The sequence below is a fragment of the Microbacterium testaceum StLB037 genome (assembly GCF_000202635.1).
Lineage (GTDB): Bacteria > Actinomycetota > Actinomycetes > Actinomycetales > Microbacteriaceae > Microbacterium > Microbacterium testaceum_F.
Window position 1 is genome coordinate 3,260,678 of sequence record NC_015125.1, and the last position, 17,057, is coordinate 3,277,734.

General features: G+C 69.5%; 19 protein-coding genes. 9 read left to right on the plus strand and 10 right to left on the minus strand.

What is annotated here, in order from left to right; all coding sequences use genetic code 11:
- The first annotated feature begins 64 nt into the window (after nucleotides 1–64).
- A complete protein-coding gene (locus tag MTES_RS14825; protein WP_013586090.1) occupies nucleotides 65–1,255 on the plus strand; it encodes an AI-2E family transporter in 1,191 nt (396 codons plus the stop codon).
- A complete protein-coding gene (gene ilvA / locus MTES_RS14830) occupies nucleotides 1,252–2,481 on the plus strand; it encodes a threonine ammonia-lyase (protein ID WP_013586091.1) in 1,230 nt (409 codons plus the stop codon). The genes MTES_RS14825 and ilvA overlap by 4 nt, the downstream gene beginning before the upstream one ends.
- Before the next feature lie 309 nt (nucleotides 2,482–2,790).
- Here ilvA and greA read toward each other — a convergent pair whose 3' ends face one another.
- Both greA and MTES_RS14840 read right to left on the minus strand, forming a co-directional pair.
- Nucleotides 2,791–3,282 (minus strand): transcription elongation factor GreA, encoded by a 492-nt coding sequence (gene greA / locus MTES_RS14835; protein WP_013586092.1) that lies wholly within the window; start codon nucleotides 3,280–3,282, stop codon nucleotides 2,791–2,793.
- 102 nt (nucleotides 3,283–3,384) lie between these two features.
- Nucleotides 3,385–3,780: a DUF4307 domain-containing protein gene (locus tag MTES_RS14840; RefSeq protein ID WP_013586093.1), complete on the minus strand. Its 396-nt coding sequence runs from the start codon at nucleotides 3,778–3,780 to the stop codon at nucleotides 3,385–3,387.
- Between the two features lie 63 nt (nucleotides 3,781–3,843).
- Here MTES_RS14840 and MTES_RS14845 point away from each other — a divergent pair, with 63 nt between their 5' ends.
- Entirely contained in the window at nucleotides 3,844–4,095 is a 252-nt protein-coding gene (locus MTES_RS14845) for a hypothetical protein (protein WP_013586094.1), read from the plus strand.
- A gap of 130 nt (nucleotides 4,096–4,225) precedes the next feature.
- Here MTES_RS14845 and trhA read toward each other — a convergent pair whose 3' ends face one another.
- The gene (gene trhA / locus MTES_RS14850; protein ID WP_013586095.1) at nucleotides 4,226–4,918 is read right to left on the minus strand and encodes a PAQR family membrane homeostasis protein TrhA; all 693 of its coding nucleotides are present in this window, start codon (nucleotides 4,916–4,918) and stop codon (nucleotides 4,226–4,228) included.
- A gap of 163 nt (nucleotides 4,919–5,081) precedes the next feature.
- Here trhA and MTES_RS14855 point away from each other — a divergent pair, with 163 nt between their 5' ends.
- Both MTES_RS14855 and MTES_RS14860 read left to right on the plus strand, forming a co-directional pair.
- Nucleotides 5,082–5,855 (plus strand): isoprenyl transferase, encoded by a 774-nt coding sequence (locus MTES_RS14855; RefSeq protein ID WP_013586096.1) that lies wholly within the window; start codon nucleotides 5,082–5,084, stop codon nucleotides 5,853–5,855.
- Between the two features lie 212 nt (nucleotides 5,856–6,067).
- The gene (locus MTES_RS14860; protein ID WP_013586097.1) at nucleotides 6,068–7,417 is read left to right on the plus strand and encodes a PhoH family protein; all 1,350 of its coding nucleotides are present in this window, start codon (nucleotides 6,068–6,070) and stop codon (nucleotides 7,415–7,417) included.
- A gap of 286 nt (nucleotides 7,418–7,703) precedes the next feature.
- Here MTES_RS14860 and MTES_RS14865 read toward each other — a convergent pair whose 3' ends face one another.
- From MTES_RS14865 to xseA, 7 genes are read right to left on the minus strand one after another with little or no spacing between them, the layout of a single operon-like run.
- Nucleotides 7,704–8,360, minus strand: coding sequence for a response regulator transcription factor (locus MTES_RS14865; protein WP_013586098.1), 657 nt, complete (start codon nucleotides 8,358–8,360; stop codon nucleotides 7,704–7,706).
- Nucleotides 8,357–9,772 carry a sensor histidine kinase gene (locus MTES_RS14870; protein ID WP_013586099.1) on the minus strand — a complete coding sequence of 472 codons (1,416 nt, stop codon included), beginning with the start codon at nucleotides 9,770–9,772 and terminating at the stop codon, nucleotides 8,357–8,359. The genes MTES_RS14865 and MTES_RS14870 overlap by 4 nt, the downstream gene beginning before the upstream one ends.
- A 41-nt stretch (nucleotides 9,773–9,813) precedes the next feature.
- Entirely contained in the window at nucleotides 9,814–11,208 is a 1,395-nt protein-coding gene (locus tag MTES_RS14875; protein ID WP_013586100.1) for a class II fumarate hydratase, read from the minus strand.
- Between the two features lie 32 nt (nucleotides 11,209–11,240).
- Complete coding sequence (locus MTES_RS14880; RefSeq protein WP_013586101.1) at nucleotides 11,241–11,927, minus strand: carbonic anhydrase; 687 nt, start codon at nucleotides 11,925–11,927, stop codon at nucleotides 11,241–11,243.
- Nucleotides 11,924–12,556 (minus strand): DUF4245 family protein, encoded by a 633-nt coding sequence (locus tag MTES_RS14885; RefSeq protein ID WP_013586102.1) that lies wholly within the window; start codon nucleotides 12,554–12,556, stop codon nucleotides 11,924–11,926. The genes MTES_RS14880 and MTES_RS14885 overlap by 4 nt, the downstream gene beginning before the upstream one ends.
- Nucleotides 12,556–12,786, minus strand: coding sequence for an exodeoxyribonuclease VII small subunit (locus tag MTES_RS14890; protein ID WP_013586103.1), 231 nt, complete (start codon nucleotides 12,784–12,786; stop codon nucleotides 12,556–12,558). Before MTES_RS14890 ends, MTES_RS14885 begins: the two co-directional genes overlap by 1 nt.
- A 10-nt stretch (nucleotides 12,787–12,796) precedes the next feature.
- Nucleotides 12,797–14,128, minus strand: a complete 1,332-nt coding sequence (gene xseA, locus MTES_RS14895; RefSeq protein WP_013586104.1) for an exodeoxyribonuclease VII large subunit — start codon at nucleotides 14,126–14,128, stop codon at nucleotides 12,797–12,799.
- Between the two features lie 56 nt (nucleotides 14,129–14,184).
- On the opposite strand from xseA, the gene MTES_RS14900 reads away from it, so the two are divergent.
- Genes MTES_RS14900 through MTES_RS14915 form a run of 4 tightly spaced genes read left to right on the plus strand, consistent with a single transcriptional unit; the run spans nucleotide 14,185 to nucleotide 17,047 of the window.
- Nucleotides 14,185–15,246 (plus strand): 4-hydroxy-3-methylbut-2-enyl diphosphate reductase, encoded by a 1,062-nt coding sequence (locus tag MTES_RS14900; RefSeq protein ID WP_013586105.1) that lies wholly within the window; start codon nucleotides 14,185–14,187, stop codon nucleotides 15,244–15,246.
- Complete coding sequence (locus MTES_RS14905; RefSeq protein ID WP_013586106.1) at nucleotides 15,243–15,785, plus strand: DUF6264 family protein; 543 nt, start codon at nucleotides 15,243–15,245, stop codon at nucleotides 15,783–15,785. The genes MTES_RS14900 and MTES_RS14905 overlap by 4 nt, the downstream gene beginning before the upstream one ends.
- 54 nt (nucleotides 15,786–15,839) lie before the next feature.
- Entirely contained in the window at nucleotides 15,840–16,346 is a 507-nt protein-coding gene (locus tag MTES_RS14910) for a sigma-70 family RNA polymerase sigma factor (protein ID WP_013586107.1), read from the plus strand.
- Nucleotides 16,343–17,047, plus strand: coding sequence for an anti-sigma factor (locus tag MTES_RS14915; RefSeq protein WP_013586108.1), 705 nt, complete (start codon nucleotides 16,343–16,345; stop codon nucleotides 17,045–17,047). The genes MTES_RS14910 and MTES_RS14915 overlap by 4 nt, the downstream gene beginning before the upstream one ends.
- Nucleotides 17,048–17,057: the final 10 nt, after the last annotated feature.

Below are 17,057 nucleotides of genomic sequence, written 5' to 3' on the forward strand. Positions count from 1 at the left end.
CACCGTATCCACAGCCTCCGACATCACGGCGATCGCCCGGGGAGCTCGGCGGTAGGCTGACAGGATGACCGGATCCGATCCCGAGCCCCGCGGATCGTTCCTCGACGCCCTCAAGCGCCGCACGGTCTCCAGCGACCTCCAGCCCCCGGTTCCTCCGGCCCTGCGGCAGGCCACGGCGTACGCCTGGCGGCTGCTCGTCATCGCGGCGGCGCTGGGCGTGGTCATCTGGGTCGTCATTCAGCTCAAGCTGCTCGTCATCCCTCTCCTGGTCGCGATCCTCATCACGGCGCTGGTCTGGCCGGCGTTCTCCTTCCTGCAGCGGCACCGCTGGCCGAAGTGGCTCGCGATCGTGGTGACGGTGCTGGGGACGATCGCGGTCATCTCAGGCCTGGTGTGGCTCGCGGTCTGGCAGATCTCCCGCGAGTTCGCATCGGTCCAAGAGCGCACGGTGCTCGCGGTCGAGCAGTTCCGGCAGTACCTGATCGACGGGCCCCTGCACCTCAGCGCCCAGCAGATCGACGACGGGCTCACGCAGGCCGGAGCCTTCCTGCAGCAGCAGGCGGAACTTCTGTGGACCGGCGCTCTCGCGATCGGGACGACCCTCGGCCACGTGGGCACCGGCGTGCTGCTGACCCTCTTCATCCTGCTGTGCCTCCTCGCCGACGGCGGGGGCATCTGGCGATGGACGACGCGTCTGTTCCCTCGCGTCGCACGTCCAGCGGTCGACGGAGCCGGGCGCGCCGGGTGGCGCACGGTCAAGAGCTACGCGCGCACGCAGCTCCTCGTCGCCACGATCGACGCCATCGGCATCGGTCTCGGTGCCTTCCTCCTCGGCGTCCCGCTCTCGATCCCGATCGGCGTGCTCGTCTTCCTCGGTGCGTTCATTCCGTTCGTGGGAGCCGTCGCCACCGGCGCTCTCGCCGTCTTCATCGCGCTCGTCTACAACGGCCCGCTCATCGCGCTGTTCATGCTGATCGTCGTCCTCGGCGTGCAGCAGGTCGAAAGCCACATCCTGCAGCCGATCCTCATGGGCTCGGCGGTCAAGGTCCACCCGCTCGCGGTCGTGCTCGTCGTCGCCGGCGGCGCGATGATCGGCGGGATCGCGGGTGCGCTGTTCGCCGTGCCGCTCGCCGCCTTCGTCAACGTGGTCGCGGTGTACCTCAGCTCCAAGGCCTGGGAGCACGAGGGACAGCCCCTGGCCTCCCGAGATCTCATCTGGCAAACCGTCCCGCGCGAGCGCGGAAGGAGATCATGAACGACACTCCCACCCTGGCCGAGTTCGAGGATGCCGCGCAGGCTCTGCGCGGCATCATCACGCGGACTCCGCTCGACGAGTCGCTGCACCTCACCGAGCTCCTCGGCGTTCCGGTCAACCTCAAGCTCGAGAACCTCCAGCGCACCGGCTCCTTCAAGATCCGCGGAGCTTCGCACCGCCTCTCGCGCTTGACCGCCGAAGAGCGCGCGCGAGGGGTCGTCGCCGCCTCCGCCGGCAACCACGCGCAGGGCGTCGCTCTGGCGGCGCAGCAGCTCGGCATCCCGGCGACGATCTTCATGCCCCTGGGCGTTCCCGTGCCGAAGCTGCTCGCCACGCGCGGGTACGGTGCCGAGGTGATCCTCGAGGGGGCGACCGTCGAGACGCCGCTGCGTCTCGCGGCGGAGTTCGCCGAGCGCACCGGAGCCGTGCTGATCCACCCGTTCGACCACCGCGACATCATCGTCGGTCAGGGCACGCTCGGTCTCGAGCTGATCGAGGACATGCCCGACCTCGACACGATCATCGTGGGCATCGGCGGGGGAGGTCTCGCGGCAGGAGTCGCGGCGGCCGTGAAGGCGCGTGCGGCGGTCGAGGGGCGCGACGTGCGCATCATCGGCGTGCAGGCGCACAACTCCGCCGCTTACCCGTCGTCGCTCGCCGCCGGGTACCCGATGCAGGTCGAGACGACTCCCACGATGGCCGACGGTATCGCGGTCGCGCGCCCCGGCGATCTGCCGTTCGAACTCATCCGGAAGTACGTCGACGAGGTCGTCACCGTCACCGAGGACGACATCGCGCGCGCTCTCCTCGTCCTCCTCGAGCGCGCCAAGCAGGTCGTCGAGCCCGCGGGTGCCGTGGGCGTCGCCGCGATCCTCGCCGGCAAGATCCAGGCCACCGGACCCACGGTGACGATCTTGTCCGGCGGCAACATCGACCCGCTCCTGCTCCAACGCGTCGTGGCGCACGGGCTGTCGGCATCCGGTCGTTACATGTCGCTCCGGATCCCCCTGCCCGATCGTCCGGGCCAGCTCGCTCGCGTGTCGGAGCTGCTCGCGCAGGTCGGGGCGAACGTCATCGAGGTGCTGCACACACGCCACGGTCAGGGCCTTCAGATCAGCGAGGTCATCCTGCAGTTGAGCGTCGAGACGCGCGGTGCCGAGCACCGGGCCCTGGTGATCCAGACACTCGAGGACGCCGGCTTCATCGCCACGGTCGTCCCCGACTGACGGCGCGCCTCGAGGCCTTCGGCCGGGGTTCGGGGAGCGCTCTGCCGTTGGGGGCGGGGGATTGGCGCGCCCAAGGGCAGGAATCCGCCACAAACCGGTGCGCGGACCCCTCCCGTTGCCTCAAACCCGCAGCCGCGCTCGCCCCCTCCCGGCGCCCTTAACCCTCCGGCGCCCTCGACCCCGCGAGCGCCCTCGACCCCTCCCGGCGCCCTTAACCCTCGGGCGCCGTCGACCCCGCAGTCGTCCCCGACCCCGCAAACACCGAGAGCCGCTCACCCCGGACGGGGGAGCGGCTCTCGGATGTGGGGCTTACTGCCCCGAGTAGGTCTCGACCTTGACGATCTCGACCGAGATCTCCTTGCCGTTGGGGGCGGTGTACGAGCCCTTCTCGCCCTCCTTGAGGCCGATGATCGCCGCACCCAGCGGCGAGGCCTCGCTGTACACGTCGAGCTCGGAGTTCGCCGCGATCTCGCGGTTGCCGAGCAGGAACTTCTCCTCGCCGCCGGCGACAACAGCGGTCACGACGGTGCCCGACTCGACCACGCCGTGGCTCTCGGGGGCCTCGCCGACCTTGGCGTCCTTGAGGAGCTGCTGGAGCGTGCGGATGCGCGCCTCCTGCTTGCCCTGCTCGTCCTTCGCGGCGTGGTAGCCGCCGTTCTCCTTGAGGTCGCCCTCTTCGCGTGCGATCTCGATGCGCTTCGCGATCTCCTCGCGACCGGTGGTCGAGAGGTGCTCGAGCTCCTGAGCGAGGCGGTCGTAGGCGTCTTGGGTGAGGAACGTCACCTGAGCGTCATTGGACACGGTTACTCCTTCGTCGAGGCCGAGCGGCATCCTTCGGGTGTCCGCCGGGGGTATATGTCGAACGCCCCGGCATCGAGCCGGGGCGCGTCATCTAGCGCTATTTTACGGCACCCAACAAGAGTTGACAAAACCCGTGGTCGCCAGGGCGAGCGTCGGAATCTCCTCCGTGAACGCGCGGCTGTGATCCTCGGATGCCGGGTACTCCACGACACGCCACCCCACGGTTCCGTGATCCTCGTCCTGCGCCTCGATCGCGCACGCGACGGGCTCGCCGACGGGGGCGGTGAACTGGAACGAGATGGTCACACTCGACGCGTCGTTCACCGTGTAGCCGGTGTCGTTGGCGGTGACCGATCGCATGGTGTTCGACACGGTGGTCCACCCCAGCAGCGCCGTGAGCGTCAGCGCGACGACCCCGACGATGCTCCACAGCACGATCCGGCGTCGCGGCGATGTGCGTCGGCCGTAGCGCTCATCGAGCATCTCCTGCGTCGTCATGGTCTCTCCGGGCTTTAGGCTGGAGTTCCAGGCTACGCGCTTCCGCCCGGACCGAAGGACTCCATGCTTCCCGTGCTCGTCGCTCTCGCGACCACGCCCACCCCGGCCAACACTCCGGACGATTCCCTCGTCACGCCCGGGCCGTTCGGCTTCGGCGCGATCGCCTTCATCGGCGTCGCGGTGTTCCTCCTCGTGTGGGACATGCTGCGTCGCATCCGCCGTGGTCGCTACCGCGAAGAGGTCAACGCCGAGCTCGACGCCGAGGAGCAGGCGCGCGCGGCCGAGACCCCCGACGACGCCGCCCCCCGCGCCTGAGGTCGCCGTCGCGGCATCCGTCCTCCTTCCCCGCGGGCGGCTTCGACAAGCTCAGCCGCCGGTGACGGCCTGACAGCGTCGATGTCCCCGCTGCCCGCTGAGGAGCCACGGAGCGGGCTCGGGAGCGGCCTCAGCCGCCGTGATACGCCGGGGCGAGGGCGATCAGCAGGCACGCCGTCCAGTGGCACAGGAACGCCAGCACCGTGCACACGTGGAAGATCTCGTGGAAACCGAAGTGGCCCGGCCACGGGTTCGGGCGCTTGAGCGCGTACACGATCGCTCCCGCGGTGTAGAGCAATCCGCCCACCACGACGAGCACCATCATCGCGACGTTGGCCTCGAGCAGATCGAACAGGTACATCACGGCGGCCCACCCGAGCGCGAGGTACAGGGCGACGTAAAGCCACCTCGGCGCGTTGATCCAGAAGACCCGGAACAGGATGCCGAGCAGCGCGCCGCCCCACACGATCGACAGCAGCAGCACCGTCTTCGGTGTCGGCAGGGCCAGCACCGCCAGTGGCGTGTACGTGCCCGCGATCAGCAGCAGGATGTTCGCGTGGTCGATCCGCTTCAGGACGGCCTTGGTCTTCGGCTTCCAATGGAAGCGGTGATACAGCGCCGAGTTGCCGAAGAGCAGGAGAGAGGATGCCGCGAACACGGCGGACGCCCACTTCGCCGGCGCCCCCTGAGCGAGCGTGATGAGGACGATCCCGGCCGCGATCGCCACGGGGAAGGTTCCCGCGTGGATCCACCCGCGCCAGGTGGGTTTGACCTCGTCTTGGGCGCCCACGGCGGACGCCTCGAGGAGGGGCAGCTGGGGCATCTCCACGCCGTCATCAGGGGTCGTCGGTGTCACAGGAAAACCCTACGCGCCCGACCATGCCGCGGAGGGAACACGGCGCGATGCTCACCTTTTGCGCAGGCGGAAGCCGTGCGCGAGCGACGGGGAATCGCGCTGCGCGCGGTAGCGTAGGCGGGTGGCGCGGATGCGAAGGAACGAGGGGCGCGGCCCCCTTTACCGTCTGTACGCCTCACGCTTGCGCCGACGCATGCCGGCGACCGTTCCGCACCATGTCGCGATGATGATCGACGGCAACCGGCGGTGGGCGCGTCAGCTCGGTTACGACAGCGCGGCTCACGGTCACCGCGCGGGCGCCGCGAAGATGCACGAGTTCCTGCGGTGGTGCGACGACCTGGGCATCGGCGTCGTCTCGCTGTACCTGTTGTCCAACGACAACCTCGTCAAGCGCGACAGCCGCGAGTTGAACGACCTGCTCGAGATCATCGCGGAGCTCGCCCGCGAACTCTCGCTCGAACCCGATTGGCGGGTCCAGCACGTGGGCCGCGCCGAGGGGCTCCCGACCGAGCTCGCCGACGTCCTGCACGAGGTCACCGAACGCACGCGCTCGCACACGGGTCTCCACGTCAACCTCGCGGTGGGCTACGGGGGTCGGAGCGAAATCGTGGATGCCGTGCGCAGCATCATCGCCAAACACGACGCCTCGGGGGGTTCGCTGGAAGAACTGGCGGCCAGCCTGACTCCCGAGCAGATCGGCGAGCACCTCTACACGGGGGGTCAGGCGGACCCCGACCTCGTGATCCGTACATCCGGCGAACAGCGCCTCAGCGATTTCCTGCTCTGGCAGTCGGCGCATTCCGAGTTCTATTTCGTCGAAGCCCTCGGCCCGGACCTTCGGGAAGTCGATTTCCTTCGGGCCATTCGCGACTTCTCCGCGCGGGATCGGCGTTTCGGACAGTAAGGCGCACGCGCCGGAAACCCTCACCACGAGGGTGAGACTTGTTCACACACTCGTCATTTTCGTGGCGTGTTAACGACCCTCGGACGCCTCGCGGCATCGTACGGTGATCACATCGGGCACGGAGCCCGATCGAGTCGGCCTTCGGATTGCGACTCGTGACCCACAGGTCGACTCGTGACAACCGGGTGAGACACCCGGGTCGGGAGTGGGTTGTGACTGCACGAGCACCATTCGACCAGCGTCACGTCGTCGAGAGCAGCGTTTCCGAACAGGACCTGCGCACCTACGTTCTGGACACGTCCGTCCTCTTGAGCGATCCGCGGGCGTTCTTCCGCTTCGCGGAGCATTCCGTCGTGATCCCCGTGGTGGTGATCACCGAGCTCGAGGGCAAACGCCACGATCCCGAGATCGGGTACTTCGCCCGCCAGGCCCTGCGCCACCTCGACGAATTGCGCATCGAACACGGCCGCCTCGATTTCCCCGTCCCCGTCGGCAACGACGGCACGCTTCGCGTCGAGCTGAACAACACCGACCAGATGGTGCTGCCCTCCGGCATGCGCACGGGCAACAACGACAGCCGCATCCTCGCCGTGGCGATGAACATCGCCAAGGACGGCGCAGAGGTCACGGTCGTGTCCAAGGACCTGCCGATGCGCGTGAAGGCGGCATCCCTCGGCCTGACGGCCGAGGAGTACCTGGCCGAGCAGGCCATGGACTCGGGGTGGACGGGCATCGCCTCGCTCGACATCTCGGGAGACGACCTCAGCGACCTGTACGAGAGCGAGGTCGCCACCAGCGACGAGGTGGTCGGTCTTCCGGTGAACACCGGCCTGATCATCCACTCCGAGCGGGGCTCGGCGCTCGGTCGGGTCACCGGTGACGGCGAGTTCCGTCTGGTCCGCGGCGACCGCGACGCGTTCGGCCTGCACGGTCGGTCGGCCGAGCAGCGCATCGCCCTCGACCTGCTGCTCGACCCGGAGGTCGGGATCGTGTCGCTGGGCGGCCGTGCGGGCACCGGCAAGTCCGCCCTCGCCCTGTGCGCCGCACTCGAGTCCGTGCTCGAGCGGCAGCAGCAGAAGAAGATCATCGTGTTCCGACCGCTGTTCGCGGTGGGCGGGCAGGAGCTCGGGTACCTCCCCGGCGACCAGGCCGAGAAGATGGGACCCTGGGGACAGGCGGTCTTCGACACGCTCGGCTCCGTCGTCTCGGGCAACGTCCTCGAAGAGGTCCTGGCACGCGGGCTCCTCGAGGTCCTTCCCCTGACCCACATCCGCGGGCGCTCCCTGCACGACGCCTTCGTGATCGTCGACGAGGCGCAGTCGCTCGAGCGCAATGTCCTCCTGACGGTCCTGAGCCGCATCGGGCAGAACTCCCGTGTGGTGCTGACGCACGACGTGGCCCAGCGCGACAACCTGCGGGTCGGCCGTCACGACGGTGTCGCGTCGGTGATCGAGACGCTGAAGGGGCACGCGCTTTTCGGTCACGTCACGCTCACCCGGTCGGAGCGGTCGGCGATCGCCGCCCTCGTCACCGACCTGCTGGAGGCGGGCGAGCTCTCCTGAGAATCGCGGGAGGGGTCCGGGCGTCTGCGGTCGGGCCCCTCTCTTGCTCAAGATGAGAGCATTCTCATGCCCGGCTCCTGCGTTTTTCATAGCCGAAAGGCAGACTGGAGGCATCGGCGAGGGAACAGTCTCGTCACCGCCCCGGCGGTTCCCCCTGAAAAATGAACACGAGATCCGCTCTATACGGGCTGGTCGCTGCATTTCGGGTAAGTCAGCAGACCCCCGGAGCAGGGTCTCCCCACAGCCCCCGGTTTCCCCCCGCCGGGGGCTTTCGGGTTTCCGGCGCCTACTCCCAGCGGTACCCGGCGCCGCGGACGGTCGCGATGCGCGCCGCCCCGAACTTGCCGCGGAGGTAGCGGACGTAGACGTCGACGACGTTCGATCCGGGATCGAAGTCCATGCCCCACACCCGGCTGAGCAGTTGCTCGCGGCTGAGGACCTGTCCGGCGTGTCGGAGGAACTCCTCGGCGAGGGCGAACTCCCGCGCGCTCAGGTCCACCTCGCGACCGTCGATGCTCGCTCGACGGCCGCGGACGTCGAGCGTGACATCCCCGTGCGAGATCGAGATCGTGTTCGCCGTCACGGGTTCTCGAAGGCGCGATCGGACGCGCGCCAGCAGTTCGTCGAACTTGAAGGGCTTCGCCATGTAGTCGTTCGCGCCGGCGTCGAGGCCGTCCACGGTGTCGCGCGTGCTCGTGCGCGCGGTGAGCATGATCACGGGCAGCGCGGAACCCTGTCCGCGCAGCGTGCGCAGGACCTCGAAGCCGTCGATCGTGGGCAGCCCGACGTCGAGCAGCACGAGGTCGACCTCGCCGGAGAGAGCGGTGTCGAGCGCGTCGGCGCCGTCGTCGACGGTCACGGTCTGGTAGCCGGCGGCCTCCAGACCTTTCGCGACGAACGCGGCGATGCGTTCTTCGTCCTCGGCGATGAGGATGCGGGTCATCCGGTGGCCTCTCTCTGCATCACGACGTCTCCGGCGCGCACGGGGGTGGGAAGGTCGGCGGCGGAATGCGCCCGGCGAAGCGGAAGGTGAAGAGTGACCGTGGCCCCGCCGCCCGGCGTGTCACTCACGCTGCAGTAGCCGTCGTGCGCCTTGGCGATGGCGTCCACGATCGAAAGGCCGAGACCCGACCCCTCGACGCCACGACGGGTCGAGATGCGGTCGAATCGGCGGAACACACGGTGACGTGCGGCGGGAGGGATGCCGGGACCGTGATCGCGCACCCACAGGTCGACGTTGCTGTCGCCGATGTTACTGCCGATCTCGATGGGGGTCCCGTCCGGGGTGTACTTCGCGGCGTTGTCGGCGAGCTGCAGCCACGCCTGGATGAGGCGGTCATGGTCGCCGTGGATGCTGCCGCGGCCGCGGGACTCGATCGTCCACGTGTGGTGGGGGATCGCGCTCACGAGCTCGCCGACGCGATCCGTGAGGGCGGCGACGTCGATGACCTCCGTGGTGAGCGCGCCGGCCTCGACCACGGCCAGCGCGTCGATGTCGTCGACAAGTCGGGAGAGGCGGTCCAGTTCGGCGATACCGAGGTTGCGCGTCTCCGCCACGTCGTGCGGATCCGCGGGATCCATCATCTCCAGATGCCCCCGCACGATCGTGATCGGCGTCTTGAGCTCGTGCCGCACGTCATCGAGGAGCTGGCGCTGCGCGTCGACCGACATCGCGAGGCGATCGAGCATGGAGTTCACCGACGAGGTCAGGTCGGCGATCTCGTCGTTGCCCTGAGGGGGGAGACGGGTACCGAGATCCGCCAGGGTGATGGCATCCGCCGTGTCGCGCAGGCGGCGCAACGGAGAGAACAGCACCCCGGTGACGAACCACCCCGCCACGGCGACGGCGAAGAGCACCACGGTGCCCGCGATCGCGAAGGTCGCGGTCGAGAGCGTGACGAGCTCCATGCGTTGGTCGATCGAGATCGCCTGGACCGCCGTCGCGTCGCCCAGCGGGACGGCGGCGTACAGGACGGGCCCGTGCGCGCTGTCGACCCGGCCGCGCAGCTCGCCGCGGTCGATGGCCGCGCTCACGGCGGAGAGGAACCGGCTGTCGTCGGAGAGCGCGAGGCCCGGGGGAGACGGTGTGCCGGCGAGGATCGTCGAGCCGGAGAGGGCGACGGTGCCGTCGGTACGGCCGGGGATCGCCGCGGCGACGAGGGCCACGGCATCCGTCCCGCTCGCCGCTGCCGTGCTCGAGAACCCGTCGAGCTGTCGTTCGGCGTTCGCGATCACCCGTTCGCTCTGTACGAGGAAGGTCACCCCGCCGGCGACGATCAGCCCCAGAAGCAGAACGCCGAGGATCGCGCCGAGGAGTCGCGCGCGCACCGAGACGGGTCTCGGTGCGCGGCTCATCCTTCGATTATGGCGCGCCTCGGCGTTTCTGCTGTTGGGGCTCAGCCCGGGTGGGTCATCGAGAGCAGGTCGAGCTTCGCGTCGAGCACCTCTTCGGTGATCTCGCCGCGCTCGACGTAGCCCAGGTCGAGGACGGCTTCGCGGACGGTGATGCCCTTGGCGACGGCGTGCTTGGCGATCTTCGCGGCCGCCTCGTAGCCGATGACCTTGTTCAGGGGGGTGACGATCGAGGGGGACATCCCGGCGAACGCCTCCGCGCGAGCGACGTTGGCCTCGAGGCCGTCGATCGTCTTGTCGGCGAGCACGCGGACGGCGTTGGAGAGGAGACGGATCGACTCCAGCAGCGCCGTGCCCATGACGGGGATGGCCACATTCAGCTCGAACGATCCCGAGGCGCCGGCCCAGGCGACCGTCGCGTCGTTGCCGATGACACGCGCGCAGACCATGAGGGTGGCCTCGGGGACGACGGGGTTGACCTTACCGGGCATGATCGACGAGCCGGGCTGCAGGTCGGGGATGTGGAGCTCGCCGAGGCCGGTGTTCGGGCCCGAGCCCATCCAGCGGATGTCGTTGTTGATCTTGGTGAGCGACACCGCGATCGTGCGGAGGGCGCCGGATGCCTCGACGAGGCCGTCACGGTTGGCCTGAGCCTCGAAGTGGTCCTTCGCCTCGGTGATGGGCAGCTGCGTCTCGGCCGCGAGCAGCTCGATGACCTTCTGCGGGAAGCCGAGCGGCGTGTTGATGCCGGTACCCACGGCCGTGCCGCCGAGGGGGACTTCGCCGACACGGGGGAGGACGGCTTCGACGCGCTCGATGCCGAGGCGCATCTGGCGGGCGTAGCCGCCGAACTCCTGGCCGAGCGTGACGGGGGTGGCATCCATGAGGTGGGTGCGACCCGACTTGACGATGCCCTTCCACGCGTCCGCCTTCGCTTCGAGAGCCACCGCGAGATGGTCGAGAGCGGGGATGAGGTCGGTGATGAGCGCCTGCGTCACGGCGATGTGGACCGAGGTCGGGAAGACGTCGTTGGACGACTGCGAGGCGTTGACGTGGTCGTTCGGGTGAACCGTCGAGCCGAGGATGCGCGTGGCGAGGGTCGCGAGCACCTCGTTCATGTTCATGTTCGAGGAGGTCCCGCTACCGGTCTGGTACGTGTCGACCGGGAACTGCGCGTCGTGCACGCCGGTGACGACCTCGTCGGCGGCCTGGGCGATGGCATCCGCGATCTGACCGTCGAGGGTGCCGAGCTCCTTGTTCGCGAGAGCGGCGGCCTTCTTGATGCGGGCCAGTGCCGCGATCTGCGTCGACTCGAGGCCCGAGCCCGAGATCGGGAAGTTCTCGACCGCGCGCTGCGTCTGCGCCGCGTAGAGGGCGTCCTTCGGCACGCGCACCTCACCCATGGTGTCGTGCTCGATGCGGTACTCGATGTCGGTCACGTCGTCGTTCCTCCAGGTCGTTCGTTCGGTTCTCAGATGCGGGCGTCCGCGAAGCGGGGATCGTCAACCCGGGGGTCGTCGACATCGCCCACGATGACGACGGGGAACGCTTCCCCCTCGTCGAGTCGGTAGTTGGCTCCCACGACCGCCGTGCGCCCTTCGGCGACGGCTTCGCTGATCAGCTCGGAAGCGCGCAGCAGCTCACCCACGGTGTGACGGAGGTGCTCTCGTCCGACCAGCTCGGGGTCGACGTGGTCGGGGACGTGGCCGTCCACGGCGGTCGCCCGCTGGACGCGGCGCACCGCGGGGACGATCGGCGCGATCTGGCGCCAGATGTATGCGGGCAGGGTGGGGGCGTCGACGCCGGTGCTCTCGATCGCGGCACCGACCGCGCCGCACGCATCGTGGGCGAGGACGACGATGAGGGGAACCTCGAGGACGCCGACGGCGTATTCGAGGCTGCCGATCACGGAGTCGGAGATGACCTGGCCGGCGTTGCGGACCACGAAGAGGTCACCGAGGCCCTCGTCGAAGATGATCTCCGCGGCGAGACGCGAGTCGGAGCAGCCGAACAGGGCCGCGGTGGGGTGCTGCGAACCGGCCAGCTCCGCGCGACGCTCCACGTCCTGACGGGGGTGTGCGGGTGCGCCGGTCACGAAACGACGGTTGCCTTCGACCATCTGCTGCCAGACCTGGCCGGGGCTCATGGGTGCGCTCACGGGATCTCTTTCAGCTGCTTCACCTGCGAGGTCACCGACGCCGCCGCGAGAGCCGCGGTCTCGGGCGCGGCGTCACCGTAGACGAGCACGTAGTCGGGGCCGGCGGGAGTCGCCAGCGCGTAGTCGATGTTGCCGGTGCCGGAGGGGTTGGCCGGACGGTAGACGTCCCAGGTGATGCCGTCGATCTCGGTGGTCTCGGTGCTGCGCGTGCCGCCCAGCACCTGGCCCACCCAGGCCTCGTCGGTGTCGAAACCCTGCGCGACACGGAGGAATCCCGATTCGCCCGAGCGCACGTAGACCATCGTCCACGCCTCGGTGCCACCGACCCCCTCGACGGTCGCCTGGTTGACCCGCCAGCCCTCGCCGAGCGACGGGGTGAGCACGGGACGGCCCCGATCGGCTTCGAGGTCGGCGGCCAGCGCGGGCACATCCGGTTCCGGACGGGGGACCGGCGTCCCCCGGGGCACGATGGCGACGATGACGAAGACCACGGCGACGGTCGCCAGCAGCGCGGCGATGAGATTGCGGAAGGTCTTGCTCGAGCGGTAGCGACGCGAGGACTCGGCCTTGCGGGCCGCGGTCTCCTCCGGCGTCTCGGGGCGACCGAGCTCGGCGACGATGCGGGCCATCAGGCGTCCTCGCCCTCGCCGCGCGCGGCGTCGAGCCGGCGCTTCGCTCCCAGCAGCCACTCTTCGCAGCGGGCGTAGAGCTGCTCGCCGCGCTCCCAGAGGGCCAGCGACTCCTCCAGCGTGGGGGCGCCCTGTTCGAGCTCCGACACCACGCGCACGAGTTCGTCGCGAGCCTGTTCGAAAGAGAGGGTCGCGACGTCTGCCGAGGGGCCGGGAGTCGTCGCGGTCATGGTCTCCATCTTAGGCGCGCCCCACCGACACGCCGTCGTCGGATGCCTCGTCGTCGAGCCGAGCGGTGGGGATCTCGTCGATCTCCCCCTCCGATCGTGCCGCCAGCGAGCCGCGCTCGACGGTGATCGTGAGCGCCGCTCCGGCGGGGGCTTGGCTCGCGTCGCGGACGATCGCCCCGCCCTCGACCTGCGCGATCGCGTACCCGCGCGCGAGCGTGGCGAGAGGAGAGAGGGCGCGGAGCGAGGCGCTGAGCTCCCGCGTCCGGCGCCGTTCGCTCTCGAGCCGACGATCGACGATGTCGCGACCGCGGTTCGACAGCATCCACAGCTCCTGAGCCCGCGAGGTGAGCATCGCGTGCGGGGTGCGCAACGACGGGCGGGAACGGATCTGCTCGAGCTGGGCGATGTCGTGCAGCACCCGCTGCGTGAGGCGTCCGGTCAGGCGGGCGCGCAGCTGGGCGACGAGGGCGCGCTGCTCCGCCACGTCGGGGACGACGCGCTTCGCCGCGTCGGTCGGCGTCGACGCGCGCAGGTCCGCTACATCGTCGAGGAGCGGGCGGTCGTTCTCGTGACCGATGGCGCTGACGACGGGAGTGGATGCCGCAGCCACCGCGCGCACGAGACGCTCGTCGCTGAAGCCGAGCAGCGTCTGCGGATCGCCTCCGCCGCGCGCGATGATGATGACGTCGACCTCGGGGTCGGCATCCAGAGCCTTCAATGCGGCGAGGGTCTCGGGGACGCACCGGTCGCCCTGGACGGCGGCGTACTTCGTGCGGAAGTTCACGCGGGGCCAGCGCAGCTCGGCGTTTCGGTGCACATCCTTCTCGGCATCCGAGTTCTCGCCCGTGATGAGTCCGATGCAGTGGGGGAGGAAGGGCAGCTTCTTCTTGCGGACCGGGTCGAAGAGGCCCTCGGACCGCAGCTGTGCGCGCAGGCGCTCGAGCCTCTCGAGCTGTTCGCCGAGGCCCACGTGGCGCAGGGCGGAGATCGCGAACGAGAAGTCGCCCGTGCGGGGGAAGTAGTCGGCTTTGACGCACGCGACGACGTGGTCGCCGACCTGGAAGTCCTTCGGGAGGCGTGCGAGCGTGCTCGACCAGATGCGGAACGCCACGGTCGATTCGGTGTTGAGGTCTTTCAGACGGCCGAAGACGTTGCCGCCGCGGCGGTTGAACGAGGTGATCTCACCCTCGACCCAGACCGAGCCCCAGCGTTCGATGAACCCTCGGATCGTGTCGTTCAGACGCGACACCGAGGTCGGGGTGTCGGTGCGCGAGTCACGGGGGTGCACCGAGTCTGCGGGGGGAGCCTCGCCGGGCACCGTCTCGGGGTGGAACGAGGTCATGGGCTCCAGTCTGGCGGTTCGGCCGTCGTCCAGGGGCGCCCCGGTAGAATCGAGGGGTGAGCACACCTGTCGTCCAACTGCCCGTTCCCCGGATCCCGGGTCGACGTGGGCGGCTCCAGGATATCCCGGTCAAGGGCCAGAAGAAGGTGCTGCTGGCCGCGCCTCGCGGCTATTGCGCCGGTGTCGACCGCGCCGTCGTCGCCGTCGAGAAGGCCCTGGACCGCTACGGCGCGCCCGTCTACGTGCGCAAGCAGATCGTCCACAACATCCACGTGGTGACCGAGCTCGAGAAGAAGGGCGCGATCTTCGTCGAGGAGGTCGACGAGGTCCCCGAGGGCTCGCACGTCGTCTTCAGCGCGCACGGGGTGTCGCCCGCCGTCGTCTCGGCGGCGTCCGACCGCGGCCTGCAGGCCATCGACGCCACGTGCCCCCTCGTCACCAAGGTGCACCGCGAGGCCGTGCGCTTCGCGCGCGACGACTACGAAATCCTCCTGATCGGCCACGACGGACACGAAGAGGTCGAGGGCACGGCCGGCGAAGCCCCCGAGCACGTCACCGTCGTCAACTCGCCCGAGCACGCCGACGTGGTGGAGGTGCGCGACCCCTCGAAGGTCGTGTGGCTCTCGCAGACGACTCTGTCGGTCGACGAGACGATGGAGACGGTCCGCCGCCTCCGCCTGCGCTTCCCGCACCTGCAGGACCCGCCCTCCGACGACATCTGCTACGCCACGCAGAACCGTCAGGTCGCGATCAAGAAGGTCGCCGTCGGCGCCGACCTCGTCATCGTCGTGGGCTCGGCGAACTCCTCCAACAGCGTGCGCCTCGTCGAGGTGGCTCTCGAGCACGGCGCGAAGGCCGCCTACCGCGTCGATTACGTCGACGAGATCAGGCAGGAGTGGCTCGAGGGCGTCGAGACGGTCGGTGTGACCAGCGGAGCGTCCGTCCCCGAAGTGCTCGTCACCGAGGTGCTGGACGAGCTCGCGGGTGCCGGCTACCGCGACGTCGAAGAGGTGCGCACGGCCGAAGAAGACCTGATCTTCTCCCTCCCGAAGGAACTGCGACAGGATGCCGCCGGACAGCGCGATCAGCGTGCGCTGGGCGGCCGGGGTCGTTCGTGAGCGACCTCGACCCCCGCCCCCGTCCGCAGTTCGGCGAGTACGCGACACCGGAGGAGCAGCAGGCCCGCATCCAGCGGCCCGAGGTCACCGAGGCGCTCGACGCGGGCGTCGCCCCGCAGGAGGCGGCCCCCGTCCCGAAGGCGGCAGCGCCCGCGGCGACCCGCGGTCCGCTCGTCGATCGCATCATCACCCTGATGCTGCTGATCTACGGTCTCGTGTCGGTCGTCACGACGATCGCCCAGGTCCTCGATTTCCCGCACTACGCCGAGCAGGCCGCTCAGCTTCTCAACGTCGACGCGAAATACACCAACCTCACGGCGGGCTTCGTGTGGGGCGCGATCGCCGCGGTGGTCTACGGCGTCGTCTACCTCGTCACCGCGCTGCTCACGCTGCGTCGGCTCCGCCGGGGCCGCATCTCGTTCTGGATCCCTCTCGTCGGCTTCGCCGTGGCCGCGATCGTGGGCGGCACGTGCATCACGATCGCGATCATGAGCGACCCGAACTACCTCTCCGCGCTCATGGGCGGCATCGCGAAGTGAACCATCGGGGCCGGCATCCCGTGTCCTCCTGAGAACCCGAGGGAGGAGCCGGCCGTGGTGCGAGACGATCACGCGCGTCTGACCGCGCTGTACGACGCCCACGCGGCGCCGGTATGGCGGTACGTGGTCAGTCTGACGGGCGATCACGCCGGGGCCGACGATGTCGTGCAGGAGACGCTGCTGCGCGCTTGGCGTTCGCCGCGCATCATGAGCGACGACCCGGGGTCGTTGCGTTCGTGGATGTTCACCGTCGCCCGCAACCTCGTCATCGACGAGGCGCGCAGCGCGCGGCGACGCCATGAGCTGCCCGTCGACGAAGTGCCGGACTCCGGACGGGACGACGACACGGATGCCATGTTCGACGCGTTGCTCGTCGAGGAGGCGCTCGCGACGTTGACCCCGGATCACCGCGCGGTGATCGTGAGCGCGTATTACGGAGGACGAAGCGTCGCGCAGACCGCCGAGGAACTGGGGATCCCGGCGGGCACCGTCAAGTCGCGGCTGCATTACGCGGTGCGAGCATTGCGGCTCGCGCTGCAGGAGAGGGGGGTGACGCGATGAGCGCCGAACACGAGAGATTGTCCAGCTGGGACGGCGCGTACGTTCTGGGCGCCTTGTCGGCGGCGGATCGCGCCGAGTACGAGGCTCACCTCGCTGTCTGCGCCCCGTGCCGGAAGGCGGTGGCCGAACTCGCCCCCACCGCGGGACTTCTGTCGCGCCTGTCGGCGGAGCGGGCCCGGGCGATCGCGGCTCCGGACGGCCCCGCGCCGGTGGTCACGCCCCACCCGTCGCTGCGCACCCGGGTTGTGCAGACTGCCCGGCGGCGCCGCGCCCGACGGATCACGGCGTGGACGCTCGCGGCATCCCTCGCCGTCGTCGCGATCGCCGTGCCGACCGTGATCACCGTGACGAACGCGTCCTCCTCGTCGTCGGGCGTGACATACGCCCTCGACGAGGTGAACGGCGCCCCGCTCGAGGCGTCGGTCAAGCTGACCCCGGTCGCGTGGGGGACCCGGATCGACCTGGTGTGCCAGTACACCGGGGAGGTTCTCGACGCCCCACCGGGCGGATGGCCGTACGCCCTCGCGGTGACCGACGATTCCGGGGCGACCTCGGTGCTGTCGACGTGGCGCGCCGGCCCCGGGGCGACGACCGAGCTGAGCGCGGGGACCGACCTGGAGGCATCCAGTATCGGCTCGATCGAGATCCGTTCGGTCGACGGTGACCGGGTGGTCATGCGGCGCGACTTCTCGACCCCGTAGGTAGCATCGA